Raw genomic sequence first — 15,106 nt, 5'->3', positions numbered from 1 at the left:
CGCGCCTTGACCCGTGCCGAGCGTTGCGGGTAGCATTGATATGTCGATCGGATGCTGCTCGGTCGAAAGTGATCCTCGGATGTCCTGCAGCCAGCGCGGGCCCGAGGATTTGCGCTTTCGGGGGCTTCCGTCAGGAGACCAGGATCGGGCTCGTCGGTTGGTCCCGTCCACCACCGGGTTCTGACTCGTCCACGTACACCCGCATCCGACCAGCATATTGTGTACCGGTTGGTTCCCCCACGAAACGGTTGCGCGCTGGTCCGGGTGGGTCCAGGTTGAGCGTGACGAAAGGAACCGCCATGGACACGATGGTCTTCATCAACCTGCCCGTCACGGACCTCGAGCGCTCGAAGGCGTTCTACGAGGCGCTCGGGTACTCGATTAACCCGGCGTTCAGCGACGACACCGCGGCGTGCGTGGTGGTGTCCGACACGATCTCCGTCATGATCCTGACGACGGCGAAGTTCGCCGAGTTCACGGACAAGACGATCGCCGACACCGACACGATCGAGGTCATCAACTCGCTCAGTGCCCCGTCGAAGGAGGACGTCCACCGCATCGTCGACGCCGCGGTCGCCGCCGGCGGCATCGAAGACCGCCCGGAGATGGACCTCGGCTTCATGTACCAGCGGAGCTTCACCGACCCGGACGGACACCGCTGGGAGTACGTGTGGATGGACGAGCAGGCGACGCAGGACGGCCCGCCCGCCGAGTGAGTGATCGGCTGTCGGCGGCGCCCGCCAGGATGGTCGCATGAGCACCGAGCCCGTCGACGCCCCGCCCGTGCCCGACCCCGTCAACGGCGACGACGGCCTCGCCCGGCCGGTCTGGGCGTCGTCGGACGAGCTCCTGCGCGAGTACTACGACACCGAGTGGGGCATGCCCGTCCGCGACGAACGCGGGGTGTTCGAGCGGCTCTCGCTCGAGGCGTTCCAGTCCGGTCTGTCGTGGCGCACGATCCTCGCGAAACGACCGGCGTTCCGGGCCGCCTTCGCAGACTTCGACGCCGACACCGTCGCGGCCTTCGGCGAGGACGACGTCGCACGGCTGATGGCCGACGCCGGGATCGTCCGGAACCGCGCGAAGATCCTCGCGACGATCACCAACGCGAACGCCACCATCGCCCTGCGGCAGGACGGCGGGCTCGCCGACTTCGTGTGGTCGTTCCGGCCGGCGACCACCCCCGAGCCACGGTCGTACGCCGAGGTCCCGACGAAGTCGGACGAATCCCTCGCCCTGTCGAAGGCGCTGCGGAAGCGCGGCTTCGCCTTCGTCGGACCGACCACGATGTACGCCCTGATGGAAGCGCTCGGCATCGTCGACACCCACCTGGTGGGCAGCCACCGGCGCGGGACCTCCGGCGTCTGGAACTGACAGGCGAGCCCAGCCCAGCCAAGCCCAGCCCAGGGACACGAGCAGGCACGAGAACGAGAACGCCGGGACTATGGTCACGACATGGCCGACGACATCCGGATCGCGTTCCTGCTGTTCCCGCACCTGACCCAGCTCGACCTGACCGGTCCGGCGCAGGTCCTCAGCCGCGTGCCCGGCGCACGCGTCGAGTACGTCGCGGCGACGCTCGACCCGGTGCCAAGCGACTGCGGCCTCGCGCTCGTCCCCACCGTGACGATCGGGGATGCAGGCCCCGCTGACGTCCTCGTGGTGCCCGGTGGTGACGGTGCCTTCGACGCGATGCTCGACCCGGACGTCGTGGCCTTCGTGCGGCGCCAGGCCGAGCACGCGACGTGGATCACCTCGGTGTGCACCGGTGCCTTCGTGCTCGGCGCCGCGGGGCTGCTCGCCGGCAGACGCGCGACCACCCACTGGGCCTCGAAGCCGATGCTCGAGGCCTTCGGCGCGCAGCCGGTGGACGCCCGGATCGTCCGGGACGGTGCCGTCGTCACCGCCGCCGGGGTGAGCGCGGGCATCGACATGGCGCTGTGGCTCGCCGCCGAGCTCGCTGGACGGCCCGCTGCCGAAGCGATCCAGTTGCAGATCGAGTACGACCCGCAACCGCCGTTCGACCACGGATCGGCCGAGCGCGCCGACGCCGTCGTCGTCACGCGGGCCCGCGCGGCAGCCGAGGAATCGCGCGGCGCGAGGGTGACCCGCGCCGCCGCAGCCGTCCTGCGCTGACGCGGACCTTCACTCGGTCACGAATCCCCGCTGGTCTCCGCCGAGTGGTCACGACACGTCGTTCCGGGCGCGGCCAGTCGACACTTCGTGACCGCTCGGGGCCATGCACGCGGGGTGTTGTGACCGGGCAGTGACCCGAGCCCCCGCGCCCGAGCCCCGCTAGACCAGCGGCTTCCGCATCTGCGCCGACGTCACCTGGTACCCGAGCGCCGCGTAGAGCTCCTGCGCCCCGGTGTTGTAGCCGAACACGTTCAGCCCGATGCTCGTCGCACCGTGTTCCGCAGCGGCGCGGTGCCCGAGCTCGAGCGCCCGCCGTGCGTGCCCGCGGCGCCGGTGTGCCTCGTCGATCTCGACGTTGAACACCCACCAGTCGGTGCTCCCCGGCGTGAGCGGTCCGATCCACAGGTACCCGATGACGGTGTCGTCCTGGTCGGTGACGTCCCACACGAGGTGCCCGTCAGCGGGGGACCCGCCCGGGAACCAGCGGTCCCGTGACTGCTGCTCGTTCGCCTCGGCCTGCTCGCGGGTCTCGCCCGCCTGTATCCGCGACTCGACGTACTCGGCCATCGTGCGCTGGAGCCAGGCCGGGAGGCGCGTGGCCGGCATCAGTGCCAGCCGCGTGTCCGTCATCGGTTGCCCTTGGAACCCCGGCTCGGCTTGCCGCGCATCTTGCCGCGTCCGGGTGTCGGCCCCTTGCCGGTGTTCGACTTCTTGCCGGCGCCGGACTTACCGCTGCCGGGCGACTTGGCCTTGGCCTTGCCGCCGGCGCCACCGGCGCCCTTGGACCCCGACGCACCCGACCCGCCGGACCCACCCGACCCGCTGGACGAACCCTTGGCACCCGACCCGGCCTTGGTGCCGGCACGAGCCGGACGCGAGTCGTCGTCGGCGTCGCGATCCGGGCCTCCTGGCTGGCGCGAACTGTTGGCGGTCCGCCCGCGCACCACGCCGATGAACTCCTCGGTGGTCTCGGTGGCGTCCTCGTCCCGCCAGACCAGCGCGATGCGGGTGCCCTCGGCGTCCATGAGCGGACGACCGACCAGGTCCTTGCGGCTGGCGGCGCGGAACAGTGACTGGGGGAGCACGACGACGCCGACGTTCGCCTCGACCAGGTCGAGCGATCCGTCGATGTCGGCCGGCACCGGGCCGGCGTCGATCACGTGGACCTCGGCGTCGGCGAGGTCGACCTCGGCGAGTTCGGCGAGGGGGGAGTCCTTGGGCATCGCGACGACGGCCGTCTCGGTCCAGAGCGGGATGGCGTTGTGCTGCTCGGACACGGGCATACGTGCGAAGACCATGTCGGCCTCGCCGGCCAGCGTGTCGTCGACGTCATCGGCGCCGATCGGCCGCAGCCGGAGCTCGATGGAGGGGAAGCGTTCCCGCCAGACACGGGCCCACTTTGCGGGGGAGACCCCCGGCACGAAGGCGATGGTGAGAGCCGCGGTCATGCAGACGAGCATAGGGGCCGTACCCTTGTCCTCATGGCGCAGGAACAGACCATGAAGCCCGAGACGGCTGCGAAGAAGCTCGGCATCTTGCTGACGGCGGCTCCGGAGTCCTTCCAGAGCGCTCCCCTCACGCGGACCGCCTTCGACGAGCTCCGCACCGAACCCCCGACCTGGCTCGAGGACCTCCGACGCGACGGCCCGCACCCGCGACCGGTCGTCGCGCAGAAGCTCGGCATCTCCATCTCCGGCCTGAGCCGTGCGGGGATCGACGACGCCCTGACGACGGCGGACATCAAGACGCTGCTCGAGCAGAAGCCCGAGTGGCTCGTCCGTGAGCGTGCGACGCAGGCCGCCGTGCACGCCGAGAACGCCCGCGTGAAGCAGGAGCGTGCCGCCAAGGCCGCTGCCCGCGCCGAGGACTGACCCCACCCCGCACCACTCCGCCGCACCGAGGACGCCCCACGTGCACGAGACCGTCGCCGACGCCATGCTAGTCGTGCCGCAGTTCGCGTCCGTGTGCTGCATCGTCGGTGACCGCTACCGACCGCGCCCGGGCGTGATCGTGCCGGCGGGCGTGATGCTCGTCGCGATGCTCATGCCCGTCGTCGACGCCGGAGCGGTGTGGACCCTGTTCGCCGCGACCCTCCTGCTCCTGCTCGCGCCGTTGCCCGTGATGCGTCGCCGCCGCGCCGACGGTCGCCGCGCGGAGCCGATGGACGTCCACCGCGCGCTGTCCGCCGTCGTGATGGCGGGGATGCTGCTGATGGGCCACGCCTCGGGTGTCGCCGGCGACCACGCGGGGCACGGTATCGCACTGTCCGCGGTGCTCGGCGCCGGCGTGATCGGCTACTGCGCGTTCAGCGGCTGGCTGCTCCGGTACGAGTGGGGCCGCGAGGACCGGCGGGCCGTCCGCAGCGGCGAGGTCTTCGCGATGACCGTCGCCGTGGTCGGCATGACCCTGGCGATGTAGCGGAGCCGCCTGCTCCGTCAGTCACGCAGCCGGTCCGTCGGGTCCGTCAGTCGCGCGCGGCGCTGTCCGTCGGGGCGTCCGCCGCGTGCGTCACCCGCTGCTTCGCCGCCTGGATCGTGTCCTTCGGCACCGGCGGCACACCCCGCCGGATCCCGCGCAGGCCGACGACGAACAGGATCGCGGTCACGATCGCGAACACGACGAAGGTGATCCCGGTCGCCGCCCACAGCGGCAGCGCGAGGGCGAGCAGCACCACCGCGAAGCCGGCCAGCGCGACGAGGGTCGTCAGGGCGAACCCGACAGCGACACCGGTGAGCACCAGCCCGGTCTTCGCACCGCTCGCGCGCTCGCCGATCTCGCGCCGCGCCGAGGCGACCTCCTCGCGCACGGCGCGCAGCACCGGCTCGAGGGCCTTCTGCACGAGTCCGGCGGTCACGGTGTCGCGGAACGACGGCCGTCCGGGAGTGGTGGTGTCGTCGTGGTCGGTGCTGCTCATGGGGTCTCCTGTCCGGGCGCGGCGGTCCGCGTCCCCTGACAGGACGCGACCGGTCCGATGATCGTCACGCTGACTCGCGTGCGCCCGGTGCGTTCCCAGGTTGCGCAACGGACGGGAGGCCCGCCCCGCGTCGTCGACGCTGGACGGGCCTCCCGGGTGGTCGGGCCCACGGCCCTACTCGGCGACCTCCTCGAGGTCGTCGATCCCACGGGCGGCGGCCGCTGCGCGGCGAGCGCGCATCGACGGCGCGGCGACGGCGGCGAGCACGGCCACGACCGCCACACCGGTGCACGCCCAGAACCCGATCGTGAAGGCGTCGTCGGTCGGCAGCCCCTGCGGCGTGCTGTGCGAGGTGATCAGCGCTGCGATGACGGCGGTGCCGACGCTCGAGCCGATGGTGCGGACGACCGTGTTGGCGCTGATCGCCTCACCGGTCTGGTTCGCGGGGACGCTCTCGATGATCGCGTTCGAGCAGGCGGCGAGGGCCATGCCGATGCCGATGCCGGTCAGGACGCCGGAGGCCACCACCTGCCACAGCTCGGCGTGTGCGATCGCCGGCAGCACGAACGCGGCGACGATGGCAAACCCGCCGATGAGCATCGGCGGCTTCGGGCCGACCTTGCGTACCAGGATGCCCGCGATCGGCCCGGCGACGACCATCATCACGACGGTCGGCAGCAGGAAGAGACCGGCCTGGGTGACGTCCTTGCCGAAGCCGTAGCCGAGCGCCGTCGGGAGCTGCAGCAGCGTCGGCACGAGGACGAAGGTGCCGAACATCGCGAACCCGAAGACGAGTGCGACGACGTGGGCGGTCCAGACGCCGCGGACCGCGAAGAGCCGGACGTCGATGAGCGGCTCGGCGACCCGGAGCTCGACCAGGACGAACACGACCAGTGCGACGGCGCCGAGGGCCAGCAGGCCGATGGTCTTGCCGTCGCCCCAGCCCCAGGTCTCGCCCTCGCTGACGGCGAGCAGGATGGCGACGAGCGACACCGCGAGGACGAACGTGCCGGCCATGTCCAGGCGACCGGGCTTCCGGACCGGGGACTCCGGCATCCCGAAGACCGCACCGAGCAGTGCGATGACGACGAGCACGGCGGGGAGCCAGAACAGCCAGTGCCACGACAGGTGCTCGACGATGGGCCCGGCCGCGACGATGCCGACACCGGCACCGATGCCGAAGATCGCCGACAGCAGACCGATCGTGACGCTGACCTTCTCCTTCGGCAGCTCGTCACGCACGATGCCGATCGACAGCGGCATCACCGCTCCGGCGGCGCCCTGCAGCGCGCGCCCGACGATCAGGACGCCGAGGTTCGGTGCGAGGGCGGCGAGCACGGCGCCGACGAGCAGGATCGACAGCACGACGATCAGGACCTTGCGCTTGCCGATCATGTCGCCGAGGCGACCGAGGATCGGCGTGAGCACCGAGGCGGAGAGCAGGTACGCGGTGAGCACCCAGCTCGTCGCACTGGTGGAGGCGCCGAGGTCCTGCCCGATGGTCGACAGTGCCGGGGCGACCAGCGACTGCAGGACAGCGAAGGACAGGCCGCCGAGGGACAGGTAGACGATGATCGCCGTGCTGTTCGGACGGCGCCCGTCGGTGGTGGGGTGCGAGCCGGTCCGTGGGCTCTGCATGGTGTCGGTCATCGTGCTCCGTGTCGTCGTGGTCGTCGATGTAAACAATTGCTGACATGACGAGCGTACGCGCTCGGTGGAGCATGTCAACGCTTGCTTATATCCCTGTGAGGACCGCTAGGCTGCGCTCCATGAGCAAGGACGCCGCGGCCACCCGACTCCTGCTCGTGCAGGCCGCCCGGCGTCGGTTCGCCTTCGACGGGTACCGCGCGACGACGGTGCGCGACATCGCCGGGGACGCCGGGGTGAACGTCGCCCTGATCAACCGGTACTTCGGTTCGAAGGAGGGGCTCTTCCGCGCCTGCCTCGACCGGGTCGTCCGCGACCTGGGGGCCGAGGAGACGAGCGAGCAGGGCCTCGAACGGGCGCTGACGGGCATCATCACGCACATCGTGCGCGCCCCGACCGACGACGACTCCCTGCAGCTGATGCTCCTGCTCCGGTCCTCCGGCGACGACGGCGCCGATGCCATCCGCCGAGAGACGCTGCGCCGGTACGCCGAAAGGCTCGCGGGCACGGTCGGCGGCGCCGGGTCCGAGGAACTGCTCGTCCGTGCCGAGATCGCGCTGGCGGTGGTGCTCGGGATGTCGATGCTCCGGCAGTCCACCGCGGTGGAACCACTGGCTTCCGCCGACGACGCCGTCGTGTCGGCCGCGCTCGAGGACGCCCTCCGCGCCCTGCTCGCGACGCCGCGGTAGCGTCGAGCTGTGTCCGACCGTCCCGCACGTCGCCCCGACCCCGCTCCGCGCCTCGACGAGGTCGACGAGCGCATCCTCTGGACCCTGTCGGCCGATGCCCGGATCCCGAACAACCGGCTCGCGGCCGCCGTCGGCATCGCGCCGTCGACCTGCCTGGCACGGGTCCGTGCGCTCGAGGACGCCGGCGTGATCCGCGGCTACCGGGCCGAGGTGGACGTCGCCCGGCTCGGGTTCTCGATCGAGGCGATGGTGTCCGTCCGGGTGCACGCCGCGGCCCGCCACGAACTGCGGGACTTCGCCAAGCGCCTGTTGCGGGTGCCCGTCGTGCAGGACGTGTCGTTCCTGGCGGGGGACAAGGACTTCCTCGTCCACATCGCGTGCGAGTCGACCGAGCAGCTCCGGGACTTCGTCGCCGACGAGCTCAGCGGCGACCCCTCGGTGGCGACGACGCAGACGAACATCGTGTTCGAACGCCTCGTCGCCGACCGGGCCACGCAGGGCCGCTCGTTCGACGAACTGCGGCGCTGGCGGGCCTGACGCGCGGAACCCGGGTCAGCGCTTCCGGGTCATCGGGATGTGCGGGATGCGGTCCTCCAGGTACTCGTCGCCCGAGCGCACGAAGCCGAACCGGCCGTACCACTGCTCCAGGTGCGACTGGGCGCCGAGGGCGATGCTCGGCGAACGGGACTCGGCGATCGCGGCCTCCATGAGCTGCGCGCCGAGTCCCTGGCCGCGGGCGTGCTTCGCGGTGGCGACCCGGCCGATGCGCTCGGTGCCGTCGGGCTCGCGGAGCAGGCGGAGCGTCGCGTCCACCGAACCGTTGCCGGTCCAGAACTGCACGGTGCCGGGCTCGAGGTCACGGCCGTCGATGTCACCGTACGCGGCTTCCTGCTCGACGACGAAGACGTCCTGGCGGAGCCGCAGGATCTCGTGCAGCGTGACGATGTCCAGGTTGCGGGTCGGAGCGTTGAAGATCGAGACCACGGACGGCCCTTCCTGAGAATTTCTTCCGAAACGGGGTGTGTTCCGGACCGGATCGGCGTACATTGCCGGTCAACCACTCTACGTGCGCAGCCGAGATCAGGAGGTGAGCGCATGGACCACCCGTTGCGCGCACCCTGGCGCGCCGCACTCCGCATCGTCCTGCTGGGCGTCGGGACCCTCGCCGCCCTCGTGCTGCTGTCCCTGCTCCTCGGCGCGCGACCGGCCTCCGCCGCGACGACCTCCGCCGCACCGACCGAGCAGCGCGGACTCGTCGGCAGCGTCGTCGACGGCGTCGGTGGCACCGTGCAGGGCGTGACGGGTGAGGTCGGCAAGGTCGTCGGCGGCGTGACGGACCCCGTCCGCAAGGCCGTGGCACCTGCACCTGCACCTGCACCTGCACCTGCCGCGCCCGCTCCGGCCCCCGCACCTGCCCCCGCGCCCGCACCTGCTCCGGTGCCCGCAGCACCCGCACCGGCACCCGCAGTCCCCGCTCCGGCTCCCGCAGCCCCCGCGCCGTCGAGCCCCGCTCCGGTCGCGACCACACCGGCTGCCCAACCGACCACGACCGCCCCTGCGGCCGCCCCGGCCACGCGCCCGGTGCGACAGGTCGTCGACCAGGTGACCAGTGCCTCCCGGCCGGTCACCGACACCGTCGCGAACGTCCTGCGCCCCGTCACCGGCACCGTGGAACGCGTCACGGACGCGCGCCCCGTGACCGCCGTCGTCGACACCGTCGACGACGTGGTCGGCAGCGTCCCGGTGGTCGGCACCGTGCTCGGCGACGACACCCTCGGCACCGTCACCGGCCCGGTCACGGGCCTGGTCGACGACACGCTCGGCTCGGTCGGCACGACCGTGGGCACCGTCCCCGACGTGGTCGAGGGCGTCGTCCCGTCCGTCGGCGGCACCCTGCCAGGAGGCACGGACCCCGTCGTCGACGTCCCCGTGCTCCCGGTGGGCGGCGGCTCGAACCCGTCCGCCGGGCCCGTCCCGTCGGTGCCGGTCGCGAACGCACCCGTCCGGCCCGGAACCGTCGCCACGCAGGGCGCCACGGTGCCCACCGCACCCGCATCCGCGCGCGTCGACACGGCCGATGCCGTGGGCGACCGCGCAGCCGGACTCCGCCCGTCGGAGTCGGTCGCCCCAGCCGTCACGACTGCCACGGTCGGCCCGGTCGTCACGGCCGTCGATGTGCAGGACGCGACCCTCGGCGGACACGCGCTGCTCGTCCCCGAGGACGGCGAGGGCCACGGGCTCCCGTTCGACGGAGCCGACGCCGGCGTGCTCGGCGGCAGTGCCTCCTCGACCTCCGGCGGCGCAGCAGCCGTCGGCATCGTCGGCTCGACCGACGACATCGTCTCCCTCGCCGCGGGGTCTCGCGGCACGCTCTCCGACGATGCGGTCCCCGCATCGGTCGTCGGCGAGCACGACGTCGCCCCTGACTGAGATCGGTGCGCCTGTCCGCCACGGCAGGCACGCACACATCCCGGCTGCGTCCGCGGTCGGTGACGATCTCGATCAGGGAGTACGACCATGAACAAGTACGTCTCCAGAGGGCTCTGGTTCGCCCTCTTCGTCGGCGGGCTCACGCTCGGCGGCACGGCTGCGGCGAACGCGGCCACGACATCCGGTGCCGACGGCACCGTCTCGGGCACCCAGGTGGCCCCTTCCGTGGACGCCCCGGTGTCCCTCGGCGGCAACGCGATCGCCGTGCTCGGCGACGCGGTGTCCACGGCGACGGCGTCCACGCCCGCCGCTCCGGCCCCGGCACCTGCTCCGGCCACGACCGCTCCTGCCCCCAGTGCCTCGGGCGAGGACGGCACGCTCTCGGGCACCCAGGTGGTGCCGGACGTCGCGGCACCGGTGACGGTCGGCGGCAACGCCGTTGCCGTCGCCGGTGACGCGGTCTCGGCCGCCGCACCCGCGGCAGCTCCGGCGCCAGCTCCGGCTCCGGCGCCTGCTGCCCCCGCTCCGGCTCCTGCCGCTCCCGCTCCGGCTGCGGCGCCCGCCGCTCCCGCTCCGAGCACCTCGGGCGAGGACGGCACGGCCTCCGGCACCCAGGTCGCCCCGGCCGTGACCGTCCCCGTGACGGTCTCCGGCAACGGGATCGGCGTCCTCGGTGACGGCACCTCGACGTCGACCGCCCCGGCGGCGACGACCCCGGCACCGGCTGCCGAAGCCCCGTCGGCGCCCACCACCTCGGGCACCGACGGACTGCTCTCCGGTACCCAGGTGGCCGGTCTGGTCGACGTCCCGGTGACGATCGGTGGCAACGGCATCGGTGTCCTCGGTGACGGTACGAGCACCGGTGGCACGACGGCTCCGGCAACCGGCACGACGACCCCGGCGGTCGGTGGTTCGACCTCGGGTTCGGACGGCACGGCTTCGGGTACGCAGGTGTCCCCGGTCGTCTCGATCCCGGTCACGGTGGCGGACAACGGCATCGGGCTGCTCGGGACGGGCACCGCGACGGGCACCGCGCCCGCTGCGGGCTCGGGCACCGGGACCGCTCCGGCGGCCGGTGGTACCACCTCGGGTTCGAACGGCACGGCTTCGGGTACGCAGGTGTCCCCGGTCGTCGACGTCCCGGTGACGATCGGTGGCAACGGCATCGGTGTCCTCGGTGGCGGGACGAGCACCGGCGGCACGACGGCTCCGGCCACCGGCACGACGACCCCGGCGGCCGGTGGTTCGACCTCGGGTTCGGACGGCACGGCTTCGGGCACGCAGGTGTCCCCGGTCGTCGACGTCCCGGTGACGATCGGTGGCAACGGCATCGGCGTCCTCGGTGACGGCACGAGCACCGGTGGCGCCACGGCTCCGGCCACCGGCACCACGACCCCGACGACCGGCGGTTCGACCTCCGGCGACGGCGGCCTGCTCTCCGGCACCCAGGTCACCCCGGTGATCAGCCTGCCGATCACGATCGGCGGCAACGGGATCGGCATCGTCGGTGACGGCACCAGCACCACCCCCGGCACCGGCACGAACCCCGGGACCAACCCGGGCACGGACCCCGGCACCGACCCGGGCACGGACCCCGGTACCGACCCCGGTACCGACCCCGGTACGGACCCCGGTACCGACCCGGGCACCGTCCCCACCGACGGGACGGGCACCGACACCGGCACCACGCCCGGCACCGCGACCATCCCGGTGGGCGTGGTCGGCGTCGTCGAGCCGACCCGGGCCTCCACTGCGGGTGTGGTGACCACCACGACCGCTGCCACCAGCGGGGTCCGCACCAGCGCCGGGACCGTCGCGGCAGCAGCCGCGGCAGGTGACGGCCAGCCGGAGCTCGCCTACACGGGAGCCGGCTCACCGGTCCTGCCCGCCGGGTTCGCGCTCCTGCTGCTCCTCGCCGGAGCGGGCGCACTCGTGCTCCGTCGTCGGCACTGACCGGCGGGTGATCGAGGGGCGTCACACCGTGGCGCCCCTCGTCACCGTGCCCGGGGGTCGCTGACGGGCCGTGCGCGTCGGAACATGTGGGCGTATCGGATGCGTGTGCATGTTCCGACGGACCGCTCGTCGATCGACTCGTGCATCGTCGCAGTGCGGACGCCAGACGCCAGACGCCGGACGCGGACGCCAGACGCCTCGGGCGCCACGTGCTCACCGTGCCCGGGGGAGACGCCCGGTTACGACGGCGCTGCCACCGTGGCGCGGCCGTCAGCGGCCTGGGGTATCGTTCCGACTACGCAAGCGCTCCGGGGTCGGTGTAATTCCGAGCCGGTGGTGACAGTCCACGAACTGATGACGGGTGCGAACCCGACAGAGGTTGACCCGGTGGGATTCCGGGACCGACGGTGAAAGTCCGGATGGGAGGCGCGCTGGGCGGACAGGACGACCCCACGACCCGTGGGGTGCGACCCGTCCGTCGATGCCGACGATCGTCGAACGCCCCCGGAGTCCCGTTGAGAGGACACCAGTGTTCACCGGCATCATCGAGGAACTCGGCACCGTCACCGCCGTCGAGCAGCAGGGCGACTCCGTCGCGCTCACCGTCCACGGCCCCGTCGTCGTGCAGGACGCCCGGCACGGCGACTCGATCGCGACGAGTGGTGTCTGCCTGACCGTCGTCGAGCAGACCCCCGAGACCTTCACCGCCTTCGTCATGAAGCAGACCCTCGACATGAGCGCCCACGGTGCACTCCGGGTGGGGGACCGCCTGAACCTCGAGCGCGCCGCCTCGGTGGGTGACCGCCTGGGCGGGCACATCGTGCAGGGCCACATCGACGGCACCGCCACGGTGCTCGAGACGGCCGACGGTGACGGCTGGCGACGCGTGCGGTTCTCGCTCGCGCCCGCACTCAGCCCGCTCGTGGTCGACAAGGGTTCCATCGCACTCGACGGCGTCTCGCTCACGGTCAGCGCGGTCTCACCCGAGGACACCGCGCCCGACGCGGCCTGGTTCGAGGTGAGCCTGATCCCCGAGACGCTCGAGGCCACGACGCTCGGGCTCCGCCTGCCGGGTGACCGGGTGAACGTCGAGACCGACGTCCTGGCACGGCACGTCCGCCGCATGCTGCGGCTCGACGCCGCGGCGCAGTCGCTCGAGACCGTCGGATCGGAGGCCCGGTGATGGTCGCCGAGGCCGGTGCCGTCCCGCAGGCACTCGGGTTGTCGAGCATCGAGGCCGCGATCGCGTCGATCGCCGCCGGCCGTCCGGTGATCGTCGTCGACGACGAGGACCGTGAGAACGAGGGTGACGTCATCCTGTCCGCCGAGCTCGCCTCGCCGGAGTGGATCGCGTGGACCGTCGCGCACTCGTCCGGGTTCATCTGCGCGCCGCTCAGCACCGAGATCGCCGACGCCCTCGACCTGCCGCCGATGGTGGCGCACAACGAGGACGTCCGCGGCACGGCCTACACGGTCACCGTCGACGCCGCCGTCGGTGTGACCACCGGCATCAGCGCTCATGACCGCGCCCGTACGCTGCGGGTCCTCGCCGACCCGACCTCGGTGCGCGACGACCTGCACCGCCCCGGACACGTGGTGCCCCTGCGCGCACGACCGGGCGGGGTCCGGGAGCGCGCCGGGCACACCGAAGCAGCGATCGAGCTCGTCACAGCAGCCGGGCTCCGGCCCGCTGCGGCGATCTGCGAGATCGTCGACGAGGACGGCAGCATGATGCGGCTGCCGGCGCTCGTCGCACTCGGGGCACGCGAGGGCGTGCCCGTCATCACCATCGCCGCGCTCGCCGAGTGGCTGGACGCGGCAGACCGGGCGGCGGCAGCGACCGCAGCGCCCACGGAAGGAACGACACGATGAGCGGAGCAGGCGCGGCGGACCGCGACCAGGTCGACGGCACCGGGATCCGGGTGGCCGTCATCGCCGGACAGTGGCACGACACCATCGCCGCGGGCCTGCTGGCCGGCGCACAGCGCGAGGTCGAGCGGCTCGGGGCGACGGCCGAGGTCATCCCCGTCCCCGGCAGCTTCGAGCTGCCCGTGGTCGCGAAGACCGCGCTCGAGGCCGGTTTCGACGCGGCGGTCGCGCTCGGCGTCATCATCCGCGGTGGCACCCCGCACTTCGAGTACGTCTCGGGTGCTGCGACGAGCGGCCTGACGCAGGTCGCGATCGACACCGGCAAGCCCGTCGGGTTCGGCGTGCTCACGCTGGACGACGAGCAGCAGGGACTCGACCGCGCCGGGCTGCCCGACTCCAAGGAGGACAAGGGCGCCGAGGCCGCACACGCGGCGATCAGCACCGCGGTGACGCTGCGGTCCCTGCGCCTCCCGGTCTGAGGCGCCGGACACGCCACACAGAACGGCCCCGCATCGGTGAGGTGCGGGGCCGTTCTGTGTGTGCTGATCAGTGCTTGCTGATCAGTGCTTGCTGGTCAGCGGCGGTGCTTGCTGGCTAGCGCTTGCCGAACACGTGGATCGGCAGGAAGAAGGAGAGGCTCATCAGGAGCACGCCGGCCATGAAGACGAAGGCCTGGCCCGACTCGACCTGGAAGGCGAACCCGAACAGGTACATCGACACCAGCAGCAGCAGGATCGAGAAAACAGCGGCGATGACGCGGCCCACGGGATACCTCCGGGTGTCGACGAGTGGATCGTTCCCCAGTCTATCCCCAGCCGGGGGTGTGCCGGTTCACGCTCCGGGTCGCGTCGCGATCAGACGGTCGACGACGGTGAGCAGGGTCTCCATGTCGACGCTGCCCCGCTTCGGTCGCACCTCGCTCGCGGCACCGAGCGAGGCCTGGTGGTACAGCCCGTCGCCGAGGAGCTTGACGGCCTGCGCGGTCGGCTCGTCGCCGAGGGCGTCGACGAGGGTCGCGAGCCAGGCGTTCTCGGTGTCGTCGAGGGTGCGTCCGGCCTCTTCGTAGCCGGCCTGCTGCAGGCGGCTCGCGGCGAGCAGGGCGAGGTCCAGCTCGCTGCCGACGAACAGGCAGTTGCGGACGAAGTAGCGCGCGGCACCGTCCTCGGCCTCCTGCATGCGCTCGACGTCGATCGCGGACAGGTCGGACAGGCGTTCGCAGAGCCCCTCGACCAGCGCGGCCTTGGACCCGAAGTGGTAGAGCAGGCCGCCCTTCGAGACACCGGCGCGCGCGGCGACGGCGTCGAGCGTGGCGGGACGCTCGCCTTCCTCGCACACGATGGCGACGAAGCTGTCGAGGACGCGGTCGCGGGCACTGGCCATGCCGAGAGTCTAGGAGCAGTTCCGGGGGTCGCGGACGCCGGCTCCTCCGCCGCCGCCGTGAACGCTCACGAATTGCCGCAGGACCATT

General features: G+C 72.2%; 19 protein-coding genes and 1 riboswitch. Of the genes, 12 read left to right on the top strand and 7 right to left on the bottom strand.

The features are described 5' to 3' along the window. The first annotated feature begins 299 nt into the window (after positions 1 to 299). From DEJ02_RS03730 to DEJ02_RS03720, 3 genes are all read left to right on the top strand, one after another. Entirely contained in the window at positions 300 to 716 is a 417-nt protein-coding gene (locus tag DEJ02_RS03730; protein ID WP_111032034.1) for a VOC family protein, read from the top strand. A gap of 37 nt (positions 717 to 753) precedes the next feature. Next, complete coding sequence (locus DEJ02_RS03725) at positions 754 to 1,374, top strand: DNA-3-methyladenine glycosylase I (RefSeq protein ID WP_111032033.1); 621 nt, start codon at positions 754 to 756, stop codon at positions 1,372 to 1,374. Between the two features lie 81 nt (positions 1,375 to 1,455). After that, a complete protein-coding gene (locus DEJ02_RS03720; RefSeq protein ID WP_111032032.1) occupies positions 1,456 to 2,136 on the top strand; it encodes a DJ-1/PfpI family protein in 681 nt (226 codons plus the stop codon). A 159-nt stretch (positions 2,137 to 2,295) separates the two neighbouring features. Here DEJ02_RS03720 and DEJ02_RS03715 read toward each other — a convergent pair whose 3' ends face one another. Both DEJ02_RS03715 and DEJ02_RS03710 read right to left on the bottom strand, forming a co-directional pair. Continuing rightward, positions 2,296 to 2,766 (bottom strand): GNAT family N-acetyltransferase, encoded by a 471-nt coding sequence (locus DEJ02_RS03715; protein WP_111032031.1) that lies wholly within the window; start codon positions 2,764 to 2,766, stop codon positions 2,296 to 2,298. After that, positions 2,763 to 3,584 carry a LysR family transcriptional regulator substrate-binding protein gene (locus DEJ02_RS03710; protein ID WP_220038359.1) on the bottom strand — a complete coding sequence of 274 codons (822 nt, stop codon included), beginning with the start codon at positions 3,582 to 3,584 and terminating at the stop codon, positions 2,763 to 2,765. The genes DEJ02_RS03715 and DEJ02_RS03710 overlap by 4 nt, the downstream gene beginning before the upstream one ends. A 33-nt stretch (positions 3,585 to 3,617) precedes the next feature. Between DEJ02_RS03710 and DEJ02_RS03705 the strand changes: the two genes are divergently transcribed. After that, positions 3,618 to 4,007 (top strand): DUF5997 family protein, encoded by a 390-nt coding sequence (locus tag DEJ02_RS03705; protein ID WP_017888549.1) that lies wholly within the window; start codon positions 3,618 to 3,620, stop codon positions 4,005 to 4,007. Between the two features lie 40 nt (positions 4,008 to 4,047). After that, positions 4,048 to 4,554, top strand: a complete 507-nt coding sequence (locus DEJ02_RS03700) for a hypothetical protein (protein WP_017888550.1) — start codon at positions 4,048 to 4,050, stop codon at positions 4,552 to 4,554. Positions 4,555 to 4,600: 46 nt separating this feature from the next. Here the strand turns inward: DEJ02_RS03700 and DEJ02_RS03695 are convergent, their stop codons facing one another. After that, on the bottom strand, positions 4,601 to 5,050 hold the full coding sequence (locus DEJ02_RS03695) for a phage holin family protein (protein WP_111032029.1): 450 nt from the start codon (positions 5,048 to 5,050) through the stop codon (positions 4,601 to 4,603). Between the two features lie 174 nt (positions 5,051 to 5,224). Continuing rightward, on the bottom strand, positions 5,225 to 6,700 hold the full coding sequence (locus DEJ02_RS03690; protein ID WP_111032028.1) for an MFS transporter: 1,476 nt from the start codon (positions 6,698 to 6,700) through the stop codon (positions 5,225 to 5,227). A 119-nt stretch (positions 6,701 to 6,819) separates the two neighbouring features. On the opposite strand from DEJ02_RS03690, the gene DEJ02_RS03685 reads away from it, so the two are divergent. Beyond that, a complete protein-coding gene (locus tag DEJ02_RS03685; protein WP_111032027.1) occupies positions 6,820 to 7,386 on the top strand; it encodes a TetR/AcrR family transcriptional regulator in 567 nt (188 codons plus the stop codon). Between the two features lie 9 nt (positions 7,387 to 7,395). Then, positions 7,396 to 7,923: an Lrp/AsnC family transcriptional regulator gene (locus DEJ02_RS03680; RefSeq protein WP_027466312.1), complete on the top strand. Its 528-nt coding sequence runs from the start codon at positions 7,396 to 7,398 to the stop codon at positions 7,921 to 7,923. A 15-nt stretch (positions 7,924 to 7,938) separates the two neighbouring features. Here the strand turns inward: DEJ02_RS03680 and DEJ02_RS03675 are convergent, their stop codons facing one another. Further along, positions 7,939 to 8,370 carry a GNAT family N-acetyltransferase gene (locus tag DEJ02_RS03675; RefSeq protein ID WP_111032026.1) on the bottom strand — a complete coding sequence of 144 codons (432 nt, stop codon included), beginning with the start codon at positions 8,368 to 8,370 and terminating at the stop codon, positions 7,939 to 7,941. A 111-nt stretch (positions 8,371 to 8,481) separates the two neighbouring features. Here DEJ02_RS03675 and DEJ02_RS03670 point away from each other — a divergent pair, with 111 nt between their 5' ends. From DEJ02_RS03670 to ribH, 5 genes are all read left to right on the top strand, one after another. Continuing rightward, positions 8,482 to 9,816 carry a hypothetical protein gene (locus DEJ02_RS03670; protein ID WP_111032025.1) on the top strand — a complete coding sequence of 445 codons (1,335 nt, stop codon included), beginning with the start codon at positions 8,482 to 8,484 and terminating at the stop codon, positions 9,814 to 9,816. Between the two features lie 87 nt (positions 9,817 to 9,903). After that, complete coding sequence (locus DEJ02_RS03665) at positions 9,904 to 11,769, top strand: hypothetical protein (protein WP_111032024.1); 1,866 nt, start codon at positions 9,904 to 9,906, stop codon at positions 11,767 to 11,769. Between the two features lie 300 nt (positions 11,770 to 12,069). After that, positions 12,070 to 12,204: riboswitch (FMN riboswitch) on the top strand. Positions 12,205 to 12,298: 94 nt separating this feature from the next. After that, positions 12,299 to 12,952 carry a riboflavin synthase gene (locus DEJ02_RS03660; protein ID WP_111032023.1) on the top strand — a complete coding sequence of 218 codons (654 nt, stop codon included), beginning with the start codon at positions 12,299 to 12,301 and terminating at the stop codon, positions 12,950 to 12,952. Continuing rightward, positions 12,952 to 13,641: a 3,4-dihydroxy-2-butanone-4-phosphate synthase gene (gene ribB / locus DEJ02_RS03655; protein WP_084741376.1), complete on the top strand. Its 690-nt coding sequence runs from the start codon at positions 12,952 to 12,954 to the stop codon at positions 13,639 to 13,641. Before DEJ02_RS03660 ends, ribB begins: the two co-directional genes overlap by 1 nt. Beyond that, positions 13,638 to 14,117: a 6,7-dimethyl-8-ribityllumazine synthase gene (gene ribH, locus DEJ02_RS03650; RefSeq protein WP_071406282.1), complete on the top strand. Its 480-nt coding sequence runs from the start codon at positions 13,638 to 13,640 to the stop codon at positions 14,115 to 14,117. Before ribB ends, ribH begins: the two co-directional genes overlap by 4 nt. A 115-nt stretch (positions 14,118 to 14,232) precedes the next feature. On the opposite strand, the gene DEJ02_RS18405 is transcribed toward ribH, so the two are convergent. Beyond that, a complete protein-coding gene (locus DEJ02_RS18405; protein WP_017888559.1) occupies positions 14,233 to 14,403 on the bottom strand; it encodes a hypothetical protein in 171 nt (56 codons plus the stop codon). Positions 14,404 to 14,469: 66 nt separating this feature from the next. After that, positions 14,470 to 15,018: a TetR/AcrR family transcriptional regulator gene (locus DEJ02_RS03645; protein ID WP_027466318.1), complete on the bottom strand. Its 549-nt coding sequence runs from the start codon at positions 15,016 to 15,018 to the stop codon at positions 14,470 to 14,472. Positions 15,019 to 15,106: the final 88 nt, after the last annotated feature.

The organism is Curtobacterium sp. MCLR17_042 (genome assembly GCF_003234695.1).
Taxonomy (GTDB): Bacteria; Actinomycetota; Actinomycetes; order Actinomycetales; family Microbacteriaceae; genus Curtobacterium; species Curtobacterium flaccumfaciens.
Note: the sequence above shows the minus strand (reverse complement) of the source record. Positions and strands in the feature narration are given on the sequence as shown.

Bases quoted from the DNA above. Each gene is read 5' to 3' on its own strand.
- DEJ02_RS03730 (WP_111032034.1), top strand. From the start codon at position 300: ATGGACACGATGGTCTTCATCAACCTGCCCGTCACGGACCTCGAGCGC.
- DEJ02_RS03725 (WP_111032033.1), top strand. From the start codon at position 754: ATGAGCACCGAGCCCGTCGACGCCCCGCCCGTGCCCGACCCCGTCAAC.
- DEJ02_RS03720 (WP_111032032.1), top strand. From the start codon at position 1,456: ATGGCCGACGACATCCGGATCGCGTTCCTGCTGTTCCCGCACCTGACC.
- DEJ02_RS03715 (WP_111032031.1), bottom strand. From the start codon at position 2,766: ATGACGGACACGCGGCTGGCACTGATGCCGGCCACGCGCCTCCCGGCC.
- DEJ02_RS03710 (WP_220038359.1), bottom strand. From the start codon at position 3,584: ATGACCGCGGCTCTCACCATCGCCTTCGTGCCGGGGGTCTCCCCCGCA.
- DEJ02_RS03705 (WP_017888549.1), top strand. From the start codon at position 3,618: ATGGCGCAGGAACAGACCATGAAGCCCGAGACGGCTGCGAAGAAGCTC.
- DEJ02_RS03695 (WP_111032029.1), bottom strand. From the start codon at position 5,050: ATGAGCAGCACCGACCACGACGACACCACCACTCCCGGACGGCCGTCG.
- DEJ02_RS03690 (WP_111032028.1), bottom strand. From the start codon at position 6,700: ATGACCGACACCATGCAGAGCCCACGGACCGGCTCGCACCCCACCACC.
- DEJ02_RS03685 (WP_111032027.1), top strand. From the start codon at position 6,820: ATGAGCAAGGACGCCGCGGCCACCCGACTCCTGCTCGTGCAGGCCGCC.
- DEJ02_RS03670 (WP_111032025.1), top strand. From the start codon at position 8,482: ATGGACCACCCGTTGCGCGCACCCTGGCGCGCCGCACTCCGCATCGTC.
- DEJ02_RS03665 (WP_111032024.1), top strand. From the start codon at position 9,904: ATGAACAAGTACGTCTCCAGAGGGCTCTGGTTCGCCCTCTTCGTCGGC.
- ribB (WP_084741376.1), top strand. From the start codon at position 12,952: ATGGTCGCCGAGGCCGGTGCCGTCCCGCAGGCACTCGGGTTGTCGAGC.
- ribH (WP_071406282.1), top strand. From the start codon at position 13,638: ATGAGCGGAGCAGGCGCGGCGGACCGCGACCAGGTCGACGGCACCGGG.
- DEJ02_RS03645 (WP_027466318.1), bottom strand. From the start codon at position 15,018: ATGGCCAGTGCCCGCGACCGCGTCCTCGACAGCTTCGTCGCCATCGTG.